At 71.4% G+C, this 15048-nt stretch carries 18 protein-coding genes; 9 read left to right on the forward strand and 9 right to left on the reverse strand.

Translation table 11 applies throughout. The features are described from left to right. Positions 1 to 533: 533 nt before the first annotated feature. The 4 genes from ACIBSV_RS27265 to ACIBSV_RS27280 all read left to right on the forward strand — a co-directional run bounded on the left by ACIBSV_RS27265 (position 534) and on the right by ACIBSV_RS27280 (position 3529). Positions 534 to 827, forward strand: coding sequence for a hypothetical protein (locus ACIBSV_RS27265; protein ID WP_395867465.1), 294 nt, complete (start codon positions 534 to 536; stop codon positions 825 to 827). Positions 828 to 928: 101 nt separating this feature from the next. Then, positions 929 to 1381: a hypothetical protein gene (locus ACIBSV_RS27270; RefSeq protein ID WP_395867467.1), complete on the forward strand. Its 453-nt coding sequence runs from the start codon at positions 929 to 931 to the stop codon at positions 1379 to 1381. Between the two features lie 132 nt (positions 1382 to 1513). Then, positions 1514 to 2563 (forward strand): 5'/3'-nucleotidase SurE, encoded by a 1050-nt coding sequence (locus ACIBSV_RS27275; RefSeq protein WP_395867469.1) that lies wholly within the window; start codon positions 1514 to 1516, stop codon positions 2561 to 2563. 96 nt (positions 2564 to 2659) lie between these two features. Next, positions 2660 to 3529: a spermidine synthase gene (locus ACIBSV_RS27280; RefSeq protein ID WP_395867471.1), complete on the forward strand. Its 870-nt coding sequence runs from the start codon at positions 2660 to 2662 to the stop codon at positions 3527 to 3529. An 88-nt stretch (positions 3530 to 3617) separates the two neighbouring features. Here the strand turns inward: ACIBSV_RS27280 and ACIBSV_RS27285 are convergent, their stop codons facing one another. From ACIBSV_RS27285 to ACIBSV_RS27320, 8 genes are all read right to left on the reverse strand, one after another. Continuing rightward, positions 3618 to 4427: an ABC transporter permease gene (locus ACIBSV_RS27285; RefSeq protein ID WP_395867473.1), complete on the reverse strand. Its 810-nt coding sequence runs from the start codon at positions 4425 to 4427 to the stop codon at positions 3618 to 3620. Then, positions 4408 to 5322, reverse strand: coding sequence for a 2-aminoethylphosphonate ABC transporter permease subunit (locus tag ACIBSV_RS27290; RefSeq protein ID WP_395867475.1), 915 nt, complete (start codon positions 5320 to 5322; stop codon positions 4408 to 4410). Before ACIBSV_RS27290 ends, ACIBSV_RS27285 begins: the two co-directional genes overlap by 20 nt. Next, positions 5319 to 6476 (reverse strand): ABC transporter ATP-binding protein, encoded by a 1158-nt coding sequence (locus tag ACIBSV_RS27295; RefSeq protein WP_395867477.1) that lies wholly within the window; start codon positions 6474 to 6476, stop codon positions 5319 to 5321. The genes ACIBSV_RS27290 and ACIBSV_RS27295 overlap by 4 nt, the downstream gene beginning before the upstream one ends. 49 nt (positions 6477 to 6525) lie before the next feature. Next, entirely contained in the window at positions 6526 to 7614 is a 1089-nt protein-coding gene (locus ACIBSV_RS27300; RefSeq protein ID WP_395867478.1) for a 2-aminoethylphosphonate ABC transporter substrate-binding protein, read from the reverse strand. A gap of 27 nt (positions 7615 to 7641) precedes the next feature. Then, positions 7642 to 8319, reverse strand: coding sequence for a phosphonatase-like hydrolase (locus ACIBSV_RS27305; protein WP_395867479.1), 678 nt, complete (start codon positions 8317 to 8319; stop codon positions 7642 to 7644). 68 nt (positions 8320 to 8387) lie between these two features. Continuing rightward, entirely contained in the window at positions 8388 to 9512 is a 1125-nt protein-coding gene (locus tag ACIBSV_RS27310) for a TIGR03364 family FAD-dependent oxidoreductase (protein ID WP_395867480.1), read from the reverse strand. A 143-nt stretch (positions 9513 to 9655) separates the two neighbouring features. After that, the gene (locus ACIBSV_RS27315; protein WP_395867956.1) at positions 9656 to 10336 is read right to left on the reverse strand and encodes a GntR family transcriptional regulator; all 681 of its coding nucleotides are present in this window, start codon (positions 10334 to 10336) and stop codon (positions 9656 to 9658) included. 84 nt (positions 10337 to 10420) lie between these two features. Beyond that, positions 10421 to 11584 carry a glycosyltransferase gene (locus ACIBSV_RS27320; RefSeq protein WP_395867482.1) on the reverse strand — a complete coding sequence of 388 codons (1164 nt, stop codon included), beginning with the start codon at positions 11582 to 11584 and terminating at the stop codon, positions 10421 to 10423. A 169-nt stretch (positions 11585 to 11753) separates the two neighbouring features. Here ACIBSV_RS27320 and ACIBSV_RS27325 point away from each other — a divergent pair, with 169 nt between their 5' ends. From ACIBSV_RS27325 to ACIBSV_RS27340, 4 genes are all read left to right on the forward strand, one after another. Continuing rightward, complete coding sequence (locus ACIBSV_RS27325) at positions 11754 to 11999, forward strand: hypothetical protein (protein WP_395867484.1); 246 nt, start codon at positions 11754 to 11756, stop codon at positions 11997 to 11999. Between the two features lie 215 nt (positions 12000 to 12214). Then, entirely contained in the window at positions 12215 to 13123 is a 909-nt protein-coding gene (locus ACIBSV_RS27330) for an LLM class F420-dependent oxidoreductase (RefSeq protein ID WP_395867486.1), read from the forward strand. Continuing rightward, complete coding sequence (locus tag ACIBSV_RS27335) at positions 13120 to 13566, forward strand: NIPSNAP family protein (RefSeq protein ID WP_395867488.1); 447 nt, start codon at positions 13120 to 13122, stop codon at positions 13564 to 13566. The genes ACIBSV_RS27330 and ACIBSV_RS27335 overlap by 4 nt, the downstream gene beginning before the upstream one ends. Continuing rightward, positions 13563 to 14117 carry a Dabb family protein gene (locus ACIBSV_RS27340; protein WP_395867490.1) on the forward strand — a complete coding sequence of 185 codons (555 nt, stop codon included), beginning with the start codon at positions 13563 to 13565 and terminating at the stop codon, positions 14115 to 14117. The genes ACIBSV_RS27335 and ACIBSV_RS27340 overlap by 4 nt, the downstream gene beginning before the upstream one ends. Positions 14118 to 14120: 3 nt before the next feature. On the opposite strand, the gene ACIBSV_RS27345 is transcribed toward ACIBSV_RS27340, so the two are convergent. After that, positions 14121 to 14408 (reverse strand): DUF397 domain-containing protein, encoded by a 288-nt coding sequence (locus ACIBSV_RS27345; RefSeq protein ID WP_395867491.1) that lies wholly within the window; start codon positions 14406 to 14408, stop codon positions 14121 to 14123. Between the two features lie 185 nt (positions 14409 to 14593). Between ACIBSV_RS27345 and ACIBSV_RS27350 the strand changes: the two genes are divergently transcribed. After that, positions 14594 to 15031 (forward strand): ATP-binding protein, encoded by a 438-nt coding sequence (locus ACIBSV_RS27350; protein ID WP_395867493.1) that lies wholly within the window; start codon positions 14594 to 14596, stop codon positions 15029 to 15031. Positions 15032 to 15048 lie beyond the last annotated feature (17 nt).

Here is a 15048-nt window from a genome sequence, read left to right on the forward strand (position 1 = left end):
CCAGCTTAGCACACCGTTTCGGCGGCTTCGCTTTCCTCGCTTTCGGCTTCCACCGCGTTTCCGCGTTTTCCGCCTCCCGGACTCTAGCAGATCTTGCGACCCGCTTTTCGTCCGTTGCTTTCGGCCTTCGAAACTTTCGTTTCCCCGGCTTCCGGCTCTTCGAGCTTAGCAGCCCTTCCGGCCTGCTTCGCCCATCGCTTCGGCTTCGGAAATTTGTTCTCTCCGCTGCTTTCCGCGACGTCCCGAACATTAGCGGATCGCATTTCGCACCGTCGAATCGGCAGCAATTTACGTTCCGGCGTTCTTCGGGACACCCGAGCACAGAACGACGGTGTGACGCGCACGCGCACCACACCTGGTTCGAATGATCGGGATGGCCACCCCGGGACCAGCCAGCACGAGCGCCTAGGCTCGCGTCTGTCTCAGGTCTCCCTGTCGGGCAACTTGGAGGACCCTACCGGGGGTCGGAGCCGACTGCAAACCGGCGCGCGTGGCCTCCGTTTCAGGTGTTCGAACCCGAGCAGACTCCCCGCATGGTGACCTCTACTGCACGGCGAGTGAACCCGATCGCGACTGTCGTCAGTGTCGTGGCCGCGGTGATCGCCGTCATCCTCGTTCTGCACATCATTCTGTTCGTCTTCGAAGCCAACCCCACCAACGGCGCGGTGGAGACCATCGCCGACTGGGCCGACTGGCTGGCCCGCTGGGCCAAGGACCTCTTCACGCCCGACAACGTCAAGGCCCGGGTCGCGGTGAACTACGGACTGGCCGCGGTGGTCTACCTCGCCGCCGGCGCGCTGATCTCGCGTTTGGTCAGCCGGGTCTGACCGCGAACGCGGTCCGCTCGATACTTCCGTACGGTGGCGGCGCACCAGTCGCGATGATTGGTACGAGGACCGAACCGCAGCGCCGCCGACCGGAGGGCCCCATGTCCCTGCTCACCCCGGACAGCCTGGGCGATCTCCTGGGCTTGTTCGATTTCGGGAACGGGTGTGTCACCCGGGTCCACATCGACGACCCGTTCAGTCCGGGTGGGGCCACGGCACGTGTCCTGGTGGATGCCCGTGATCGGGAGCACGGCTGGCCGTGGATTCCCGTCGAATTCACCCTTACGGGACTTCGCGACTACCGGGTCGAACACGGCAAGGGCTTCTCCGGAATGCTCTATTTCGACCCGGTGCTGTCCCGATTCACCGATGAGACGTACGGGGACCTCTTCTATCTGGACTTCGATCCGGTGGACGGCCCCGGCGCGTACGAGCCGGTCGACGCCGGCGACGTCGTCGGTCGGTCCCAGTGCTTCTTCGCCGCCGAGAGTTGCTCGTGGCGTGCCCTGCCGCCCGCGGAGAGTCCCCGACTCAGGCTCATTGGTAACGCTTAGGTCTCAAACCTTTCACTTACTAGGTTTAGCTTCTACGTTCACTCGCAACCCGGATCGGTGGCGAGTGTTCGAGTCGTGAACGCTCGACTGTCGATTTCTCCGCATTCGATACGAAGTCGAGTCGAGGAACCCATGAAGCTTCAGCGGAAGCGTTTCGCCGCCCTGCCCGCGGCCATCGGCGCCGGGGCCCTGCTCCTGGCCCTGACCGGGAGTGCCGACGCGGCCCCCGGACACGGTGACAATCATTCGTCGGTGGCCGGGATGCGGATCCTCCTGAGCAACGACGACTCGATGCAGAACGCCAAGCCCGACGGCGCCGACGGCCGAGGCGTCTACGAGGTGCGCCGGGCGCTGTGCGCCGCCGGGGCGGACGTCGTGGTGATGGCGCCCTGGCAGTTCATGAGCGGCTACGGCACCGCGGCCACCGGCGGTGGTGCGCTCACCGTGTCCCGGCGCACCACGCTGCCGGCCGGTTTCGAGGGCGACTGCGCCGGGGCGCCGAGCAAGGGAGTCGTCTTCGGCGTGTGCAAGGGCGACGCCCCGTGCGGCCCGACCACCCCCAGCGCCACCCCCGTGGACACCGTACGGCTCGCCCTGCGTGGCGGGCTCGCCGCCAAGGTCGGCTGGCGCACCGGCCCCGACCTGGTGCTCACCGGCATCAACTCCGGGCCGAACGTCGCCTCGGTCACCAACGACTCGGGCACGCTGGGCGCCGCCATCGCCGCGATCGACAACGGCAAGCCGGCCATCGCGCTCAGCGGCGGCTTCGACATGGCCTCCTTCAAGGTGACCCCGGAGACCTACCGCGCCTTCGCCGACTTCCTGCCCTCGTACGTGGCGCAGCTCAAGGACCGCAAGGCGCTGTCGGACGAGTACGTCGTCAGCATCAACTACCCGAACGCGGTGCCCGGCCGGAAGCCGGGCCGGCCGGTGTGGACCGAGATCGGTACCGAGACCGTGGTGGCGATCCAGTACACGGCCAAGGCCGACGGCGACACCTTCGCGATCGGCCAGGGCGACTGCGCGGTGCCCGGTACCTTCTGCCGCCCGGAGACCAAGCGGCACGCCGACTGGACCGAGTTGAACAAGGGGAACATCACCGTCTCCGCCGCGACCGGTGACCGCACCCTCCGGGGCGGCGCGGACGACCGCCTCGAGCGGTTCGTCAGGACCGGCCGCTGAGCCGACCGGCGAATCGCGACCGAGGCGGCCCGCCCCGATCCGAGTCCGGGATCGGGGCGGGCCGCCTGGGTCGGCCACCGCCTCGATACTGGTCGGATGGCAGACAAGCAGCGCCGACGCGGTCGTGCTCCCGAGCCGGTCCGTGCCGAGGTGGGTTCCGGCAGCGCCGAACTGGAGCCCGATCCGGATCGGGCCCGGGCCTGGACGCTGCGCCTGCACGGATCACCGCAGTCGCACGTGGATCTGGGTGATCCGACCTGGCTGGAGTTCGAGTACGTGCGTCGGCTCGGCCATGTGGTCGACCTGATGGCGGACACCGGCAAGCCGCTGCGGGCTTTCCACCTCGGCGGCGGCGGGCTCACGCTGGCCCGCTACGTCGCGGCCACCCGGCCGCGGTCGCGCCAGCAGGTGGCGGAACTGGACGGGGATTTGGTCGAGTTCGTCCGCCGCGAGCTGCCGTGGGAGAAGAACTGGCAGATCCGGGTGCGTACCGGTGATGCCCGCGAGGTGGCGGGCAAGGCACCCGACGCCGCGTTCGACCTGGCCGTGGTCGACGTGTTCGCCGATTCCCGGGTGCCCGCGCATCTGACCTCGGCCGAGTTCGTCGGCGAGGTGGCCCGGACACTGGCCCCCGGCGGGGTGTACGCGGTGAATTTGGCCGACGGCGGGCGACTCGACTTCGTGCGATCCCAGGTTGCGACGGTGCGCTCGGTGTTCCCGAACCAGCTGCTGATCGCCGACCCCGCGGTATTGCGGGGTCGGCGGTTCGGCAACGTCGTGCTGGTGGCCTCGCACGGCGAGCTGCCGATCGCCGAGTTGGCCCGGCGGACCGCCGCCGACCCGTTCCCGGGGCGGATCGAGCACGGCTCGGCGCTGGCCGACTTCCCCGGTGGGGCCGCGGTGGTGCACGACGCCACGGCGGTCGCGTCGCCGGCCCCGCCCGCGCGTACCTTCGGCCGGAACTGAACCGGCGCGCACCGAACCGGCGCGCACCGAACGGACGCAAGGCGACCCCGCGCGCACCGACCCGGCGGCAAGGAACTCGGGCGAACCGCTATCGCCGTCGCTTGCGCTCCTCCACCCGGCCCTTGAGCAGGCCGACGAGCAGCAGCACCACCAGGGTCGCGACCAGCAGGACCACCGTGACCGCAGACCCGAGCAGCACCTTGCCCCGGTCGGTCAGGGTGAACACCGAGACCGGCAGGGTCCGCCATTCGGCCGGGTAGACCATGATCGTCGCGCCGACCTCGCCCATCGACAGCGCGATCGCCAGGCTCGCCGCCGCCGTGATCGACGGCAGCAACATCGGCAGCCGCACCCGCAGCAGCACTCGGGCCGCGCTCGCGCCGAGCGAGGCGGCCACGTCCGCGAAGGCCGCGTCGGTACGGTCGAGCCCGGCCGACACCGTGGAGTACGCGAACGTCACCACCAGCACCGCGTGCGCGGCGATGACGATCCACTTGGTGCCGTTGAGCAGGATCGGGCCGTCGCTGAAGGCCACCAGCATGCCCAGACCGACCACCACCGACGGCACCGCGACCGGTAGGTGGAACACCGCGTCGGTGAGCCGGCGGATCCAGCGCGGCGCGGTCCGGGCGGCGATCGCCGCCCACGTGCCGACCACGATCGCGATCAGCGACGCGCCCAGCGCGGTCTCGATGCTGACCACGAGGCTGTCGTAGTTGGTGCCCGCGGTGGCCTCGCGGATGTTCTCGCTCGTCCAGGACGCGGGCAGCACGCTGTTCCAGTCGCCGGCGAACGCGGCGATGCCCAGGATCGCCAGCGGGGCGAGCACGAGAGGGGCGAAGACGAGCGCGAAGAGGGCCCAGACGAGGGCTCGTCCGCTACGCGACCAGACCAGCACGGCCGGCTCCTGTCCGGGAGAAGACGAATCGGTAGACCGCGTAGAGCGTGAGCGACAGCGCGACCTCGACCACCGCGACCACGCACGCGCCCGGGTAGTCGAAGGTGACCGCGCCCTTGGCGTGCACGAGCATCGGCAGCGTGGTGACGTCCTTGGCGCCGATGAACAGCACGATCCCGAACTCGTTGAGGGTGAGCAGCAGGGTCAGGCTGCCGCCGGCCGCGAGCGCGGGCCATGCCTCGGGCAGCAGCACCTGGCGAATCACCCGCAGCGGTCCCGCGCCGAGCGAGGCCGCGACGTCGAGCCGGTCCCGGGGCACCAGCGCGAAGGCGGCGAGCAGCGGGCGCATCACGAACGGGGTGTAGAAGGTGATCTCGGCCAGCACCACGCACCACGGCGAGTACAGGAAGCCGACCAGCGGTTCGCCCAGGCCGAGCTTGTCCGCCGCCGCGTTCACCACGCCCGCCGTGCCGTACAGGAAGGTGAAGGCGAGCGCGATCAGGAAGGACGGGAAGGCGAGCACCGTGTCCACGATCCGTCCGACCGCGCGGGCGCCGGGGAAGGGCACGAACGACAACACCAGGGCCAGGAAGAAGCCGACCACCAGACAGCCGAGCGTGGACAGTACGGCGATCTTGACGGTGTTCCACAACGCGTCGCCGAACGAGGGCGAGTTCAGTACCTGGCGCCACACGTCCAGGCCGACCCGCTCGTCCTTGTCGACGAAGGACTGCTTGACCACGAGCGCGAGCGGATAGAGGAAGAATCCGGCGGCGAGCACGAGCGGTGGGAGTACCCACAGCGCGCGGGACGCGCCGCCGCGGGCCTTGCTCGTGCGCATCGGAGCCGGGGTGGGCTCGGCCGCGATCGGCGGTTCGGTCACGGTCGCGGTCATCCGGCCGCTCCCACCGGGACCAGGACGCACGGTGCGGCGGGCAGCGCCACGCCCAAACGCTCGCCGAGGGCCGGGACCTCGGCCAGGTCGGTGACGTCGATCCGGATCTCCCGACCCGTCGTGCCGTCGCCGTCGCCGTCGAGCACGCAGGTCAACCGGTAGTCGGCGCCGCGCCACTGGGTCGCGGTGAGCCGCGCGGGCAGCGTGTGCGGCTGGTCGACCGCGGTCACCCCGAGGGTGTGCGGGCGCGCCACCAGCATCGCCCGCTCGCCCTCGGCGAACGCGCGGGTCGGGTCGGCGGTGACGGTCAGCCCGCCCACCGCGACCTCGACCGCGTCTTCCCCGGCCGCGCACGCCGCGAGCACCCGTGCGCCGAGCAGGTTGGCCGCGCCCAGGAAGGACGCGGTGAACTCGCTGGGCGGGCGCCGGTACAGCCGGTCCGTGGCGTCCAGGTCGACCAGCCGCGCGTCCCGCATCACCGCGATCCGGTCCGCGAGGGCGAGCGCCTCGGTCTGGTCGTGGGTGACATACATGATCGCCACGTCCGGCAGGTCGGCGCGCAGCCGCTGCAACTCGCCGAGCAGGTCGGCGCGCAGCGTCGCGTCCAGCGCGGACAGCGGTTCGTCGAGCAGCAGTACGGGCGGGCGAATCGCCAATGCCCGCGCGATCGCCACCCGTTGCTGCTGCCCGCCGGACAACTCGCGGGGGTAGCGCCGGGCGTAGCTCGCCATGCCCACCATGTCCAACGCCTCGGTGACCCGGCGGGCCACCTCGGCACGCGGCACCCGGCGGGCCTTGAGCCCGAACGCGACGTTGTCCGCGACCCGCATGTGCGGGAACAGCGCGTAGTTCTGCACGACGACGCCGATCCCGCGCTTGTTCGGCGGTTCGTACGTGACGTCGCGGCCCGCCAGGGTGATCCGCCCGGAGGCGGGTCGGAGGAAACCCGCGACCGCCTTGAGCGCCGTGGACTTGCCCGAGCCGGACGGCCCGAGCAGGGCGACCGTCTCGCCCGGGGCGACCTCCAGGCTCAGTCCCTCCAGGGCCACGACGGATCCGTATCGGACCGTCAGGTCCTGGATGCCGATCGCCGGTCGGGTCGGCGCTGCGCTCACGGTGGTCGCCTCGGTGCGCTCGATGGCTGGTGCGGTCATGCGGGTTCCCTCCCTCTCCGCGGTTCTCTCGGGGTGTCGGTGGTTCGGGTCAGCGACCGACGGCCTTGTTGTACGCGGCCAGGTCCGCGTCCAGTTCCTTGAGCACCGTGTCCCATTCCGGCGTCCAGATCTCCACGCCCTCCAAGGCCTTGGCGATCTCGGCGGCGTTGGCGTCGGTCGGCTTGACGTCCTCGCGCGCGGGCAGGCCCAGCGCGTCGGCGGAGACCGAGGTCTGCGCCTCCGGGGAGAGCAGGTAGTCCATCAGCTTGCGGCCGGCGTCGGCGTGCGGGGCGCCGGAGGACAGGCCCATGAAGTACGGCAACGCGAAGGTCGAGGCCTTGCCCGCGTCGTCCGCCGGGAACCAGACCTTGAAGTTGGACTTGTCGTTGTGGATCGACGCCAGGTTCATCTGGAGGTCGCCGTTGGCCACGCTGAGCTCGCCCTTGCCGACCTTGGGCTGGAGCTTGCCGGTGGAGGAGGACGGGCCGACGTTGTTCGACTCGAGCCGCTTGAGGTAGTCGAGCGCGCCCTGCTTGCCGTACAGGTGCTGGAGCTGGATCAGCACGGCGGTGCCGTCACCGGCCTGGCCCGGCGTCGAGTACTGGAGCTTGGACTTGAACCGGCCCTCGGTCAGCTCCTGGAACTTGGTCGGCGCGGGCTTGGCCTGGTCGGGGTTGTAGATCCAGGACGCGTAGTTGTTGACCACGGCCACATAGCGGCCCTGCGCGTCCTTGGAGCCGGCCGGCACCTTGTCGGCGCCGGCGGGCGCGTACGCGGTGAGCAGGTTCGCCTGGGCCGCGCGCTGGATGAACGGCGGCAGCGTGATCGCCACGTCGGCCTGCGGGTTGCCCTTCTCCTTCTCCATGCGGGTGACCACCTCGCCGGAGCCGGACTCCACCAGGTTGACCTTGATCCCGGTCTTCTTCTCGAAGTCCGCGAAGCGCTTGGTGTACCAGTCGGCGAGCCCGTCCACGGAGTAGACCGTCACGCTGCCGGAGCCCTTGGCGGGCGCGCCGCCGGAGGCGGCGTTCGCGGCGGGCTTGGTGTCGTCCGAGCCGCTCCCGCCGGTCCCGCCGCAGGCGCTCGCGCTGAGCACGACCACGGTGGCGGCGGCGGTGAGGCCGAGGATGCGTCGCATGGAAAATCGCCCTTTCGAAAAGACGAATCAGCCCTGGAGCAGGGCGGGGAGGTCGCGGATGGAGCCGAGTACGTGGGTGGCGCCGGCCGCTTCGAGGGCGGCGCGGTCGTGCGCGCCGGTGAGCACACCGGCGGCGATGGAGGCACCGGAGCGCAGCCCGGTGAGCACGTCGAACGCGGTGTCGCCGACCACGGCGACCTCCCGCAGGTCCTCGACGCCCAGGCGCAGTACGGCGGTGAGCACCAGGTCGGGGTAGGGCCGTCCGCGCCCGGCGTCGGCCGGGCACAGGGTCAGGTCGGCCAGGTCGGTCCAGCCGAGCGAGGCCAGGATCGCGTCCTGGGTGGGTCGGCCGAAGCCGGTGGTGAGTGCGACCTTGACCCCGTCGGCGCGCAGCGCGCGGACGGCCGCCTCGGCGCCCTCGATCGGCGCGCACCGGCCCGCCGCGACCAGGTCGGCGTAGGCCGCCTCGAAGGCGAGGTTGGCGGCTTGCGCACGCTCCTCGTCGCCGTCGAGCAGGGCCCGGAAGACGGTGATCTTGCTTTCGCCCATGGTGGCGTGGACGTAGCCGAGCTTGTGCTCGAAGTCGGCGGAGCCGACCTCGACGCCGGCCGCGCCGATCGCCCGGGTGAACGCCTCGACGACGAGGCCGTCGTCGGCGACGGTGGTGCCGGCCATGTCCAGGACGGCGAGCTGATAGTGCGTCATGAGTGGTGCTCCGGTTGGGCTTTCGGCAACGGGCGGGAGTTTCGGGGGTGGGCGGGGCGCAGCCGGGCCTAGAGGCCGGCCAGGTTCGCGGTGCGTTCGGCGATGGCGGGCGAGCAGGTCATCCCGCGCCCGCCGGGGCCGGTCACCAACCAGGTCGCGGGGGCGACCTGCTCGCGGTGCACGACCCGGGTGGTGTCGGTGGTCTGCGCGTACACCCCGGCCCAGCGGCGGCGCACGGCCGGCAACGGCCGGCCGAGCAGGCTCTCGGCGACCTCGACCAGGTGCTCGTAGGGCGCGGAGTCCACGTCGAACGTGAACGGCTCGTCGTACTCGTGCGTGTCGCCGATGGTCAGGCCGCCGTCGAGGCGCTGGACCATCAGCAGTTGCATGCGGTGCTCGGCGGGCACCGGCGCCTGGGGGTGGGCCGCGCGGAGCGCGTCGAGCGCGGTGCCGGCGTAGGCGGGGTAGTAGCGGAAGCTGTCGCCGTCGGCGACCGAGGTGGTCAGCGGCTCGTCGAGCGGGTCGGTCTGCATCATCTGTAGGCGCACCCGGCGCACCGGCAGCTCGGGGGCGAGCTCGCGGACCAGGCCGGTCAGCCAGGCGCCGGTGCACAGCACCACCAGGTCGCCTTCGTGGGTGTGGCCGTGGTCGTCGCGTACGCCGGTGCCGCTCGGCAGCAGGTCGCGCACCTCGCGTCCGGGCAGCCAGGTGTACCGGCCGCCGGCCGCCAGGTGGGCGCGCAGCGCGGGCAGTGCGACCCGGGACTCGACCGCGCCGTCGCGCTCGCACCACAGGGCGGCGTCGAAGCCGCCGCGCAGCGCCGGGTTGTGCTCGCGGGCCTCGCCCGGGGTGAGCAGCTTCAGGCCGCGCTCGGTGGCGTCGGGCAGCGCGAGGGCCGCCTCGGCCACCGCGACCTCCTCGGCGCCTCGGCACACGGTGAGCGAACCGTTGGGGCGAAAGCCGGTACCGGGCACGTCGGCGCCGATCCGCTCCCACAGTTCGCGGGCCCGCAGCGCGGTGGCCAGTTCGTCGCCGACGGCCCGGCCACCGATCCACACCAGGCCGAAGTTGCGCACCGAAGCACCGCGCGCCTCGCGCTCGCGCTCGATGTGCACGACCTCGTGACCTCGATCGATGGCCTGCCAGGCATGCATGGTGCCCAGCACGCCACCTCCGACGACGATGACTCGCACCGGCTTCCTCCACGTTCTCGGGGGCGATTGCGACCAGCTTGGGAGTGGTCGATGCCGAGCATGCGGAGGCGGTATGTCGTCCGGATGAACAGTCCGTTAAGGTCCGAACCTGTTATCCTTTCGTGATCAAACCCTGTCGGGGCCTACGCGCGCAGACGCGTGGCGAAGCCCATCCGGTCACCCCGGAACAGCGCCCGGACCCGCTCGATGGGCACGCCGTCCGGGTCGTAGGACGTGCGCATGACCAGCAGCATCGGCAGCGCCGGGTTGGTCTCCAGGAGCAGCGCCTCGCGCGGCGCGGCCAAGACGGTCTCCACGGTCTCGTCTATCTCCGCGAAGACCACTCCCAGGTCCTTCTGCAGGCACAGGTACAGCGACCCCTCCGGGCGCAGCACGTCCAGGATGGTGGGAAAGCGGTCCAGCGGCAGGTACGTGCTCTCCAGGCCGATCGGCTCGTCGTCGGCGAGCAGCACCCGCTCCAGGTGCACGGTCAGGTCACCGGTGCGGATCCGCAACCGCTCGGCCAGATCGGGCTGCGCGACGTGGTGTTCGAGGGTGACCACCCGGCGGCTGGGGGTCAGCCCCATCGAGCGCACCGCCTCGGTGTAGCTGCCGAGGCTGACCGGCTGCATGAGCTTGGGCGGCGCGACGTAGGTGCCCCGTCCTCGGGCGGAGCGCAGTCGGCCCTCCATCACCAACTCGCCGATCGCCGATCGCAGGGTGCTGCGGGCGACCCCGTAGGTCGCGGCGAGTTCGCGTTCGGAGGGCAGCAGCGCGTCTTCGCCCAACTCGTCCATGAGTTGGAGCAGGCTCATCTTCACCATGTACGACTTGGGGACGCGGCCGTGTTCGGGGACGCCGTCGCGATAGGGACGGGCGGTGGAGTCTGGGCTGGGCACGAACGGAGCCTATTCGGCCGGCGCCGGGTACGTGCGACCCTTCCACGCCGCACCCCGCCCGCGCGCGTGCCGAACCGCCGAGTGCACGGTCATGCCCAGGTACAGCGTGGCCGCGAAGGGCAACAACACCGCCTCCGCGGCGGGCCGCCCGTAGTAGCGCACCATCGGCACGTAGGTCCCGGTCATCAGGGCCCACACCGCGAGCGCGAGCAGCGCGAGCGCGGCGTCGCCGCCGACGATCGCGGCGAACAGCGCGACCGGCGCGGCCAGGTAGATCAGCGCCAGCCCCACCACGGTGCCCGCGAGCAGCAGCCAGGAGTGCCGCAACTGCGCGAAGGCGCTGCGCGCGACCATGTTCCACAGGTCCGCCAACGCCGGGTAGGGCCGCACGCTGTCCACGTGCCGCACCGGGTCGGCCAGCACCAGCCGGATCCGCCCGCCCGAGCGCTTGACCGCGGTGCCCAGCGACACGTCGTCGATCACCGCGTCCCGGATCGCCGCCACGCCGCCGGCCCGCTCCAGCGCGGTACGCCGGACCAACACGCAGCCGCCCGCGGCCGCCGCGACCCGCGAGCCGGGCCGGTTCACCCGGCGGAACGGGAAGAGCTTGCCGAAGAAGTACACGAAGGCGGGCACGATCAGCTTCTCCCACCGGGTGTGCGTGCGCAGCCGGGCCATCACCGAGAGCAGGTCCAGGCGCTCGTGTTCGGCCTCGCCGACCAGGCGGGCGAGCGAACCGGGCGCGTGCGCGATGTCCGCGTCGGTGAACAGGATCCAGTCCACGTCGCCGACCGACTCGACGCCGTGCCGCAGCGCCCACACCTTGCCGGTCCAGCCCGCCGGCGGCTCGCCGGGCGAGGTCACGGTGAGTGGCACCCGGGCCGCCGCGCCCAGTCGCCGGGCCAGCTCGCCGGTCCCGTCCGTGCTGCCGTCGTCGACCAGGAGCACCTCGACCCGGCCGGGAAAGTCCTGCGCGAGCAGCGTGGGCAGGCTGTCGCCGAGCACCGCCGCCTCGTCGCGCGCGGGCACGATCACCGCCACCGACGCGGTCTCGGCCACCGGCGCCACGGCCCCGCCAAGGCGCACGTCGGTGCGCCAGAACCAGCCGTGGCACAGCGTCAGGTAGAGCCAGGCGAGGCCGGACACGGCGGTGATCCACAACAAGACGTCCACATCGGAAGCCTGCCGGCTCCACCGCGCCACTCGGGCGCTCCTTCCGGGTGAAGTCCGCGCGCGAACGGAGTCCTCGTCTCAAGAGCGCGAGCGCCGCGCCCGATAGCGGGTAGGGGAGCGTTCTCGACAGCTGGGTGAACTACCCATCGGCAGAAGGGCGGTGCCCGTCATGGGCGACGCGACGACGAGGACCCAGGAGCATGTTCGCGGCGGGGCCACCCGCTGGCAGGGATTCGAGGTCGGCACCCGCGTACGCGTGCAGGTGGGCCTGAGCACCGGCCACATCGGTGAGGTGTGCGAGGTGTTCGCCGACGCGCATCGGCCGCCGCTGTCCCCGTACCAGTGGTACTCGGTGCGTTTCGCCGACGGCCTTCGCCCGCTGTACCGGCACGACGAGCTCGTCGAGCTCGCCTAGCCCCTTCCCTCCCGATCCGCCGTCCGGCCCGGTCGGCCTGCCCGCACAGACCGCGTGCGCCCGCGCCCCGATGGCGGGCGCACGCGGCATTCCCCGGGCCGAAGACCCCGGGTCGTCCGCCCTCGGTCGCGTGTCCAACGACACCGTCGGTCGGGTCTTGCGCTCGCACGCCCGCCGGGGCAGGGTGCGGACACGGGATCTGAAAGGGCGTCAGAATGACGATCAAGCTGGGCGCGATGGCGCCCTTCGCGGACGGTCTGATCACCTCCGGCGGCTTCCTGCGCGACTTCGCCGGGACGCTGGAGGAGTGCGGCGTCGAATCCGTGTGGACCGTCGAACACGTCGTGGTCGCCGAGGACTACGAGCCCCTGTACCCGTACTCGGATTCCGGTCGCACCCCCAGCGCCGCCGGCGTGGTGCCGATGCCCGACCCGCTGGAGACCATCGCCTTCCTCGCCGGCGCCTCGCGCACGCTGCGCTTCGGTACGGCGATGGTGGTCGCGCCGCTGCACAGCCCGGTGGTGCTGGCCAAACGGGTCGCCACCATCGACCGGCACTCGGGCGGCCGGTTGATGCTGGGCCTGGGCATCGGGTGGCAGAAGGAGGAGTACGCCGCGGTCGGCGCGTCCTTCACCGAGCGCGGCGCCCGCCTGGAGGAGTGTGTCGGCGCGATGCGCGCGCTGTGGGCCGACGCCCCCGCCACCTTCAGCGGCAGGTTCACCTCCTTCGAGCGCGTGCACTGCCTGCCGCGCCCCGAACGTGGTGCGGTGCCGGTGGTCCTGGGCGGCAACAGCGAGCCCGCCGTGCGCCGGGCCGGGCGGCTCGGCGACGGCTGGTTCCCGTACACGATCGCGCCCGACGAGTTCGAGACGCGCGCCGAACTGCTGCGCACGTGCGCGCGTGCGGCCGGCCGCACGGCGGACGCGGTCGAGATCACCGCATGGCCGGGCTCGTGCGACCGCGAGCTCCAGCACGACCCGAACTGGGTGCGCCGGTTCACCGACGCGGGCGCGACCCGGCTGGTGTTCGCGCCGAACCCGGCCGAACTGGCCGGTCCCGGTGGGCTGGACACGTTGCGCGAGCGGATCGCGCGCTACCGCGAGACCGTGCTGGACAAGCTGTGAGCACCGCCGCCGAACCCGTTCCCGACCCGGTGAACATCCTCGACCACGTCACCCTGACGAACGATCAGGTGGCGTTGTGGCTGGGCCAGTTCCATGATCGCTATCTGCCCGGCGCGCAGCGGCGCGGAATGCGGCTGGAACGCGTCTGGCGTTCGCCCGCGGGCCGGGACGCGACCACCGTGCACATCCTGTGGGTGCTGCCGACGATCCGCGCGTTCTACGCGATGCGCGGGGCCGCGGCGGCCGATCCGGACGTCGCGGCGTTCTGGGCCGCCACCGACGGCTATGCGCTGGATCGGCAACGCCGGGCGCTGCAACCGGCGATGTCCGCGTCCGCCGCCGAGCCGGATCCGGCCCGGGTGGGCGCCGGCGACGCGGCCGCCACCGCAGCGGATCACATCCCGGCGGACCACACCGCACATCGCACGGGAGCACACGCATGACTCGTCGAGTGGTGCTGGCCACGACCATGCCCGACCCGGGGCACCGATCGCTCTCGGCCGGGCCGGACCTGCCCGGCTGCGTCGGCGGGCACGGCTACTCGTGGGATCTTCGGTCCGACGCGCGGCCCGAACTCCCGGCGCGGGCCGACGAGGTCGCGCTGCGCCCGGTGCGCGCCGGGTTCGCGCCGCTGACCGGTCCCCGGGTCAAGCGCACGCTGCTGTTGACCGTACGCGCGGGCACACCCGCCGACGTACTGGCCGAGTTCGAGGCGGATCTGATCGCCATGCCGCAGCACATCCCGACGATCCGCTCGTGGGCGCTCTCCCGGGTGGTGGAGCGGACCGGGCGGTCGCGGTGGACGCACGCGTGGGAGCAGGAGTACGCCGCGGTCGAGGGGCTGACCGGCGAGTACCTGCTGAACCCCTACCACTGGGCGCATGTGGACCGCTGGTTCGACGGCGAGGTGCCCGGGTCGATCGTGGAGCCGACGCTGGCCCACGTCTTCCGCTGGAGCGATGTCCCGGTGCTCACCGAAACCGTTCCTGACTGATCGTCACTTTCCGCGCCCGACAAGGGCAACCAACAGGTGGGTCCATTCGCGGTCGGTGAACCTCAGGACCGCACACGCACGTTGCTTCGAATCGCGCACCACCACCTCGCAGGGGTGACGATTCACCACTTCCACACAGTTCCCCTGCACGCTGCTGTAGGAGCTCCGTCGCCACGTCGGTGCGTGGGTTTCCCGCAACGAGGTCGCCATCGGCCCGTCCCCCCTGACTCGTCGAGGCCACGCCGACGGGGCGAGTCGAACCCGCTTCCTCCATGTGAGGGCCAGGGACATCGCCCGATCGGGTGAACCGTGTACACGCGGACACCGAAGTGGCGGCGAGAGTTGCACCACCGGGTTTCGTGGAGCATCCTACCGAGCACCCTCACTTTACGCGCTTACAAGATCACTTAAAGCGACGGGACGGGGCGGGGCCGCTTGCGGGGGCAAACGCAGCCCACGCAACAGGAGGTAGCTGCATGACCACCCTGGCCGATCCGGAAGTGGCGGACGCAGAGGACGAGGTCAGCCCGACCATCACGCTGCCGGCGATGCCCGCGTGCGTGTCCGCCGTGCGGGAGCATGTCCGCGTGGCGCTGACGGTTTGGGACCTCGAATCCTTGTCCGACATCGCCGTACTTCTCGCCTCCGAACTGGCGACCAATGCCGTACGCCACGCGGGTCTGGGACGCCCTTTCAGCGTCGTGGTCCGCCGAGACCGCGCCCCCGACGGCGCCGCCTGTGTGTGGATCGAGGTGCACGACACGGACACCCGGGTGCCCCAGGTGGTCGAGGCGACCGACGACGACACCACCGGGCGCGGCCTGCTCCTGGTCGAATCGTTGTCCGACGGCTGGGAGTCGATCCCCGAACCCGGGGGGAAGTGCGTGCGCTTCCGGCTCGCGATGACCGCCTGAACCCGCCCGTACGGCGC

It is taken from the genome of Embleya sp. NPDC050154 (assembly GCF_044460165.1).
GTDB lineage: Bacteria > Actinomycetota > Actinomycetes > Streptomycetales > Streptomycetaceae > Embleya.

What these genes read in the sequence shown, in the direction of transcription:
- ACIBSV_RS27325 (WP_395867484.1), top strand. Translation starts at nt 11,754, where the DNA reads ATGGGCGACGCGACGACGAGGACCCAGGAGCATGTTCGCGGCGGGGCC.
- ACIBSV_RS27295 (WP_395867477.1), bottom strand. Translation starts at nt 6,476, where the DNA reads ATGACCGCACCAGCCATCGAGCGCACCGAGGCGACCACCGTGAGCGCA.
- ACIBSV_RS27340 (WP_395867490.1), top strand. Translation starts at nt 13,563, where the DNA reads ATGACTCGTCGAGTGGTGCTGGCCACGACCATGCCCGACCCGGGGCAC.
- ACIBSV_RS27280 (WP_395867471.1), top strand. Translation starts at nt 2,660, where the DNA reads ATGGCAGACAAGCAGCGCCGACGCGGTCGTGCTCCCGAGCCGGTCCGT.
- ACIBSV_RS27315 (WP_395867956.1), bottom strand. Translation starts at nt 10,336, where the DNA reads ATGGTGAAGATGAGCCTGCTCCAACTCATGGACGAGTTGGGCGAAGAC.
- ACIBSV_RS27305 (WP_395867479.1), bottom strand. Translation starts at nt 8,319, where the DNA reads ATGACGCACTATCAGCTCGCCGTCCTGGACATGGCCGGCACCACCGTC.
- ACIBSV_RS27330 (WP_395867486.1), top strand. Translation starts at nt 12,215, where the DNA reads ATGACGATCAAGCTGGGCGCGATGGCGCCCTTCGCGGACGGTCTGATC.
- ACIBSV_RS27265 (WP_395867465.1), top strand. Translation starts at nt 534, where the DNA reads ATGGTGACCTCTACTGCACGGCGAGTGAACCCGATCGCGACTGTCGTC.
- ACIBSV_RS27290 (WP_395867475.1), bottom strand. Translation starts at nt 5,322, where the DNA reads ATGACCGCGACCGTGACCGAACCGCCGATCGCGGCCGAGCCCACCCCG.
- ACIBSV_RS27275 (WP_395867469.1), top strand. Translation starts at nt 1,514, where the DNA reads ATGAAGCTTCAGCGGAAGCGTTTCGCCGCCCTGCCCGCGGCCATCGGC.
- ACIBSV_RS27270 (WP_395867467.1), top strand. Translation starts at nt 929, where the DNA reads ATGTCCCTGCTCACCCCGGACAGCCTGGGCGATCTCCTGGGCTTGTTC.
- ACIBSV_RS27350 (WP_395867493.1), top strand. Translation starts at nt 14,594, where the DNA reads ATGACCACCCTGGCCGATCCGGAAGTGGCGGACGCAGAGGACGAGGTC.
- ACIBSV_RS27345 (WP_395867491.1), bottom strand. Translation starts at nt 14,408, where the DNA reads ATGTCCCTGGCCCTCACATGGAGGAAGCGGGTTCGACTCGCCCCGTCG.
- ACIBSV_RS27300 (WP_395867478.1), bottom strand. Translation starts at nt 7,614, where the DNA reads ATGCGACGCATCCTCGGCCTCACCGCCGCCGCCACCGTGGTCGTGCTC.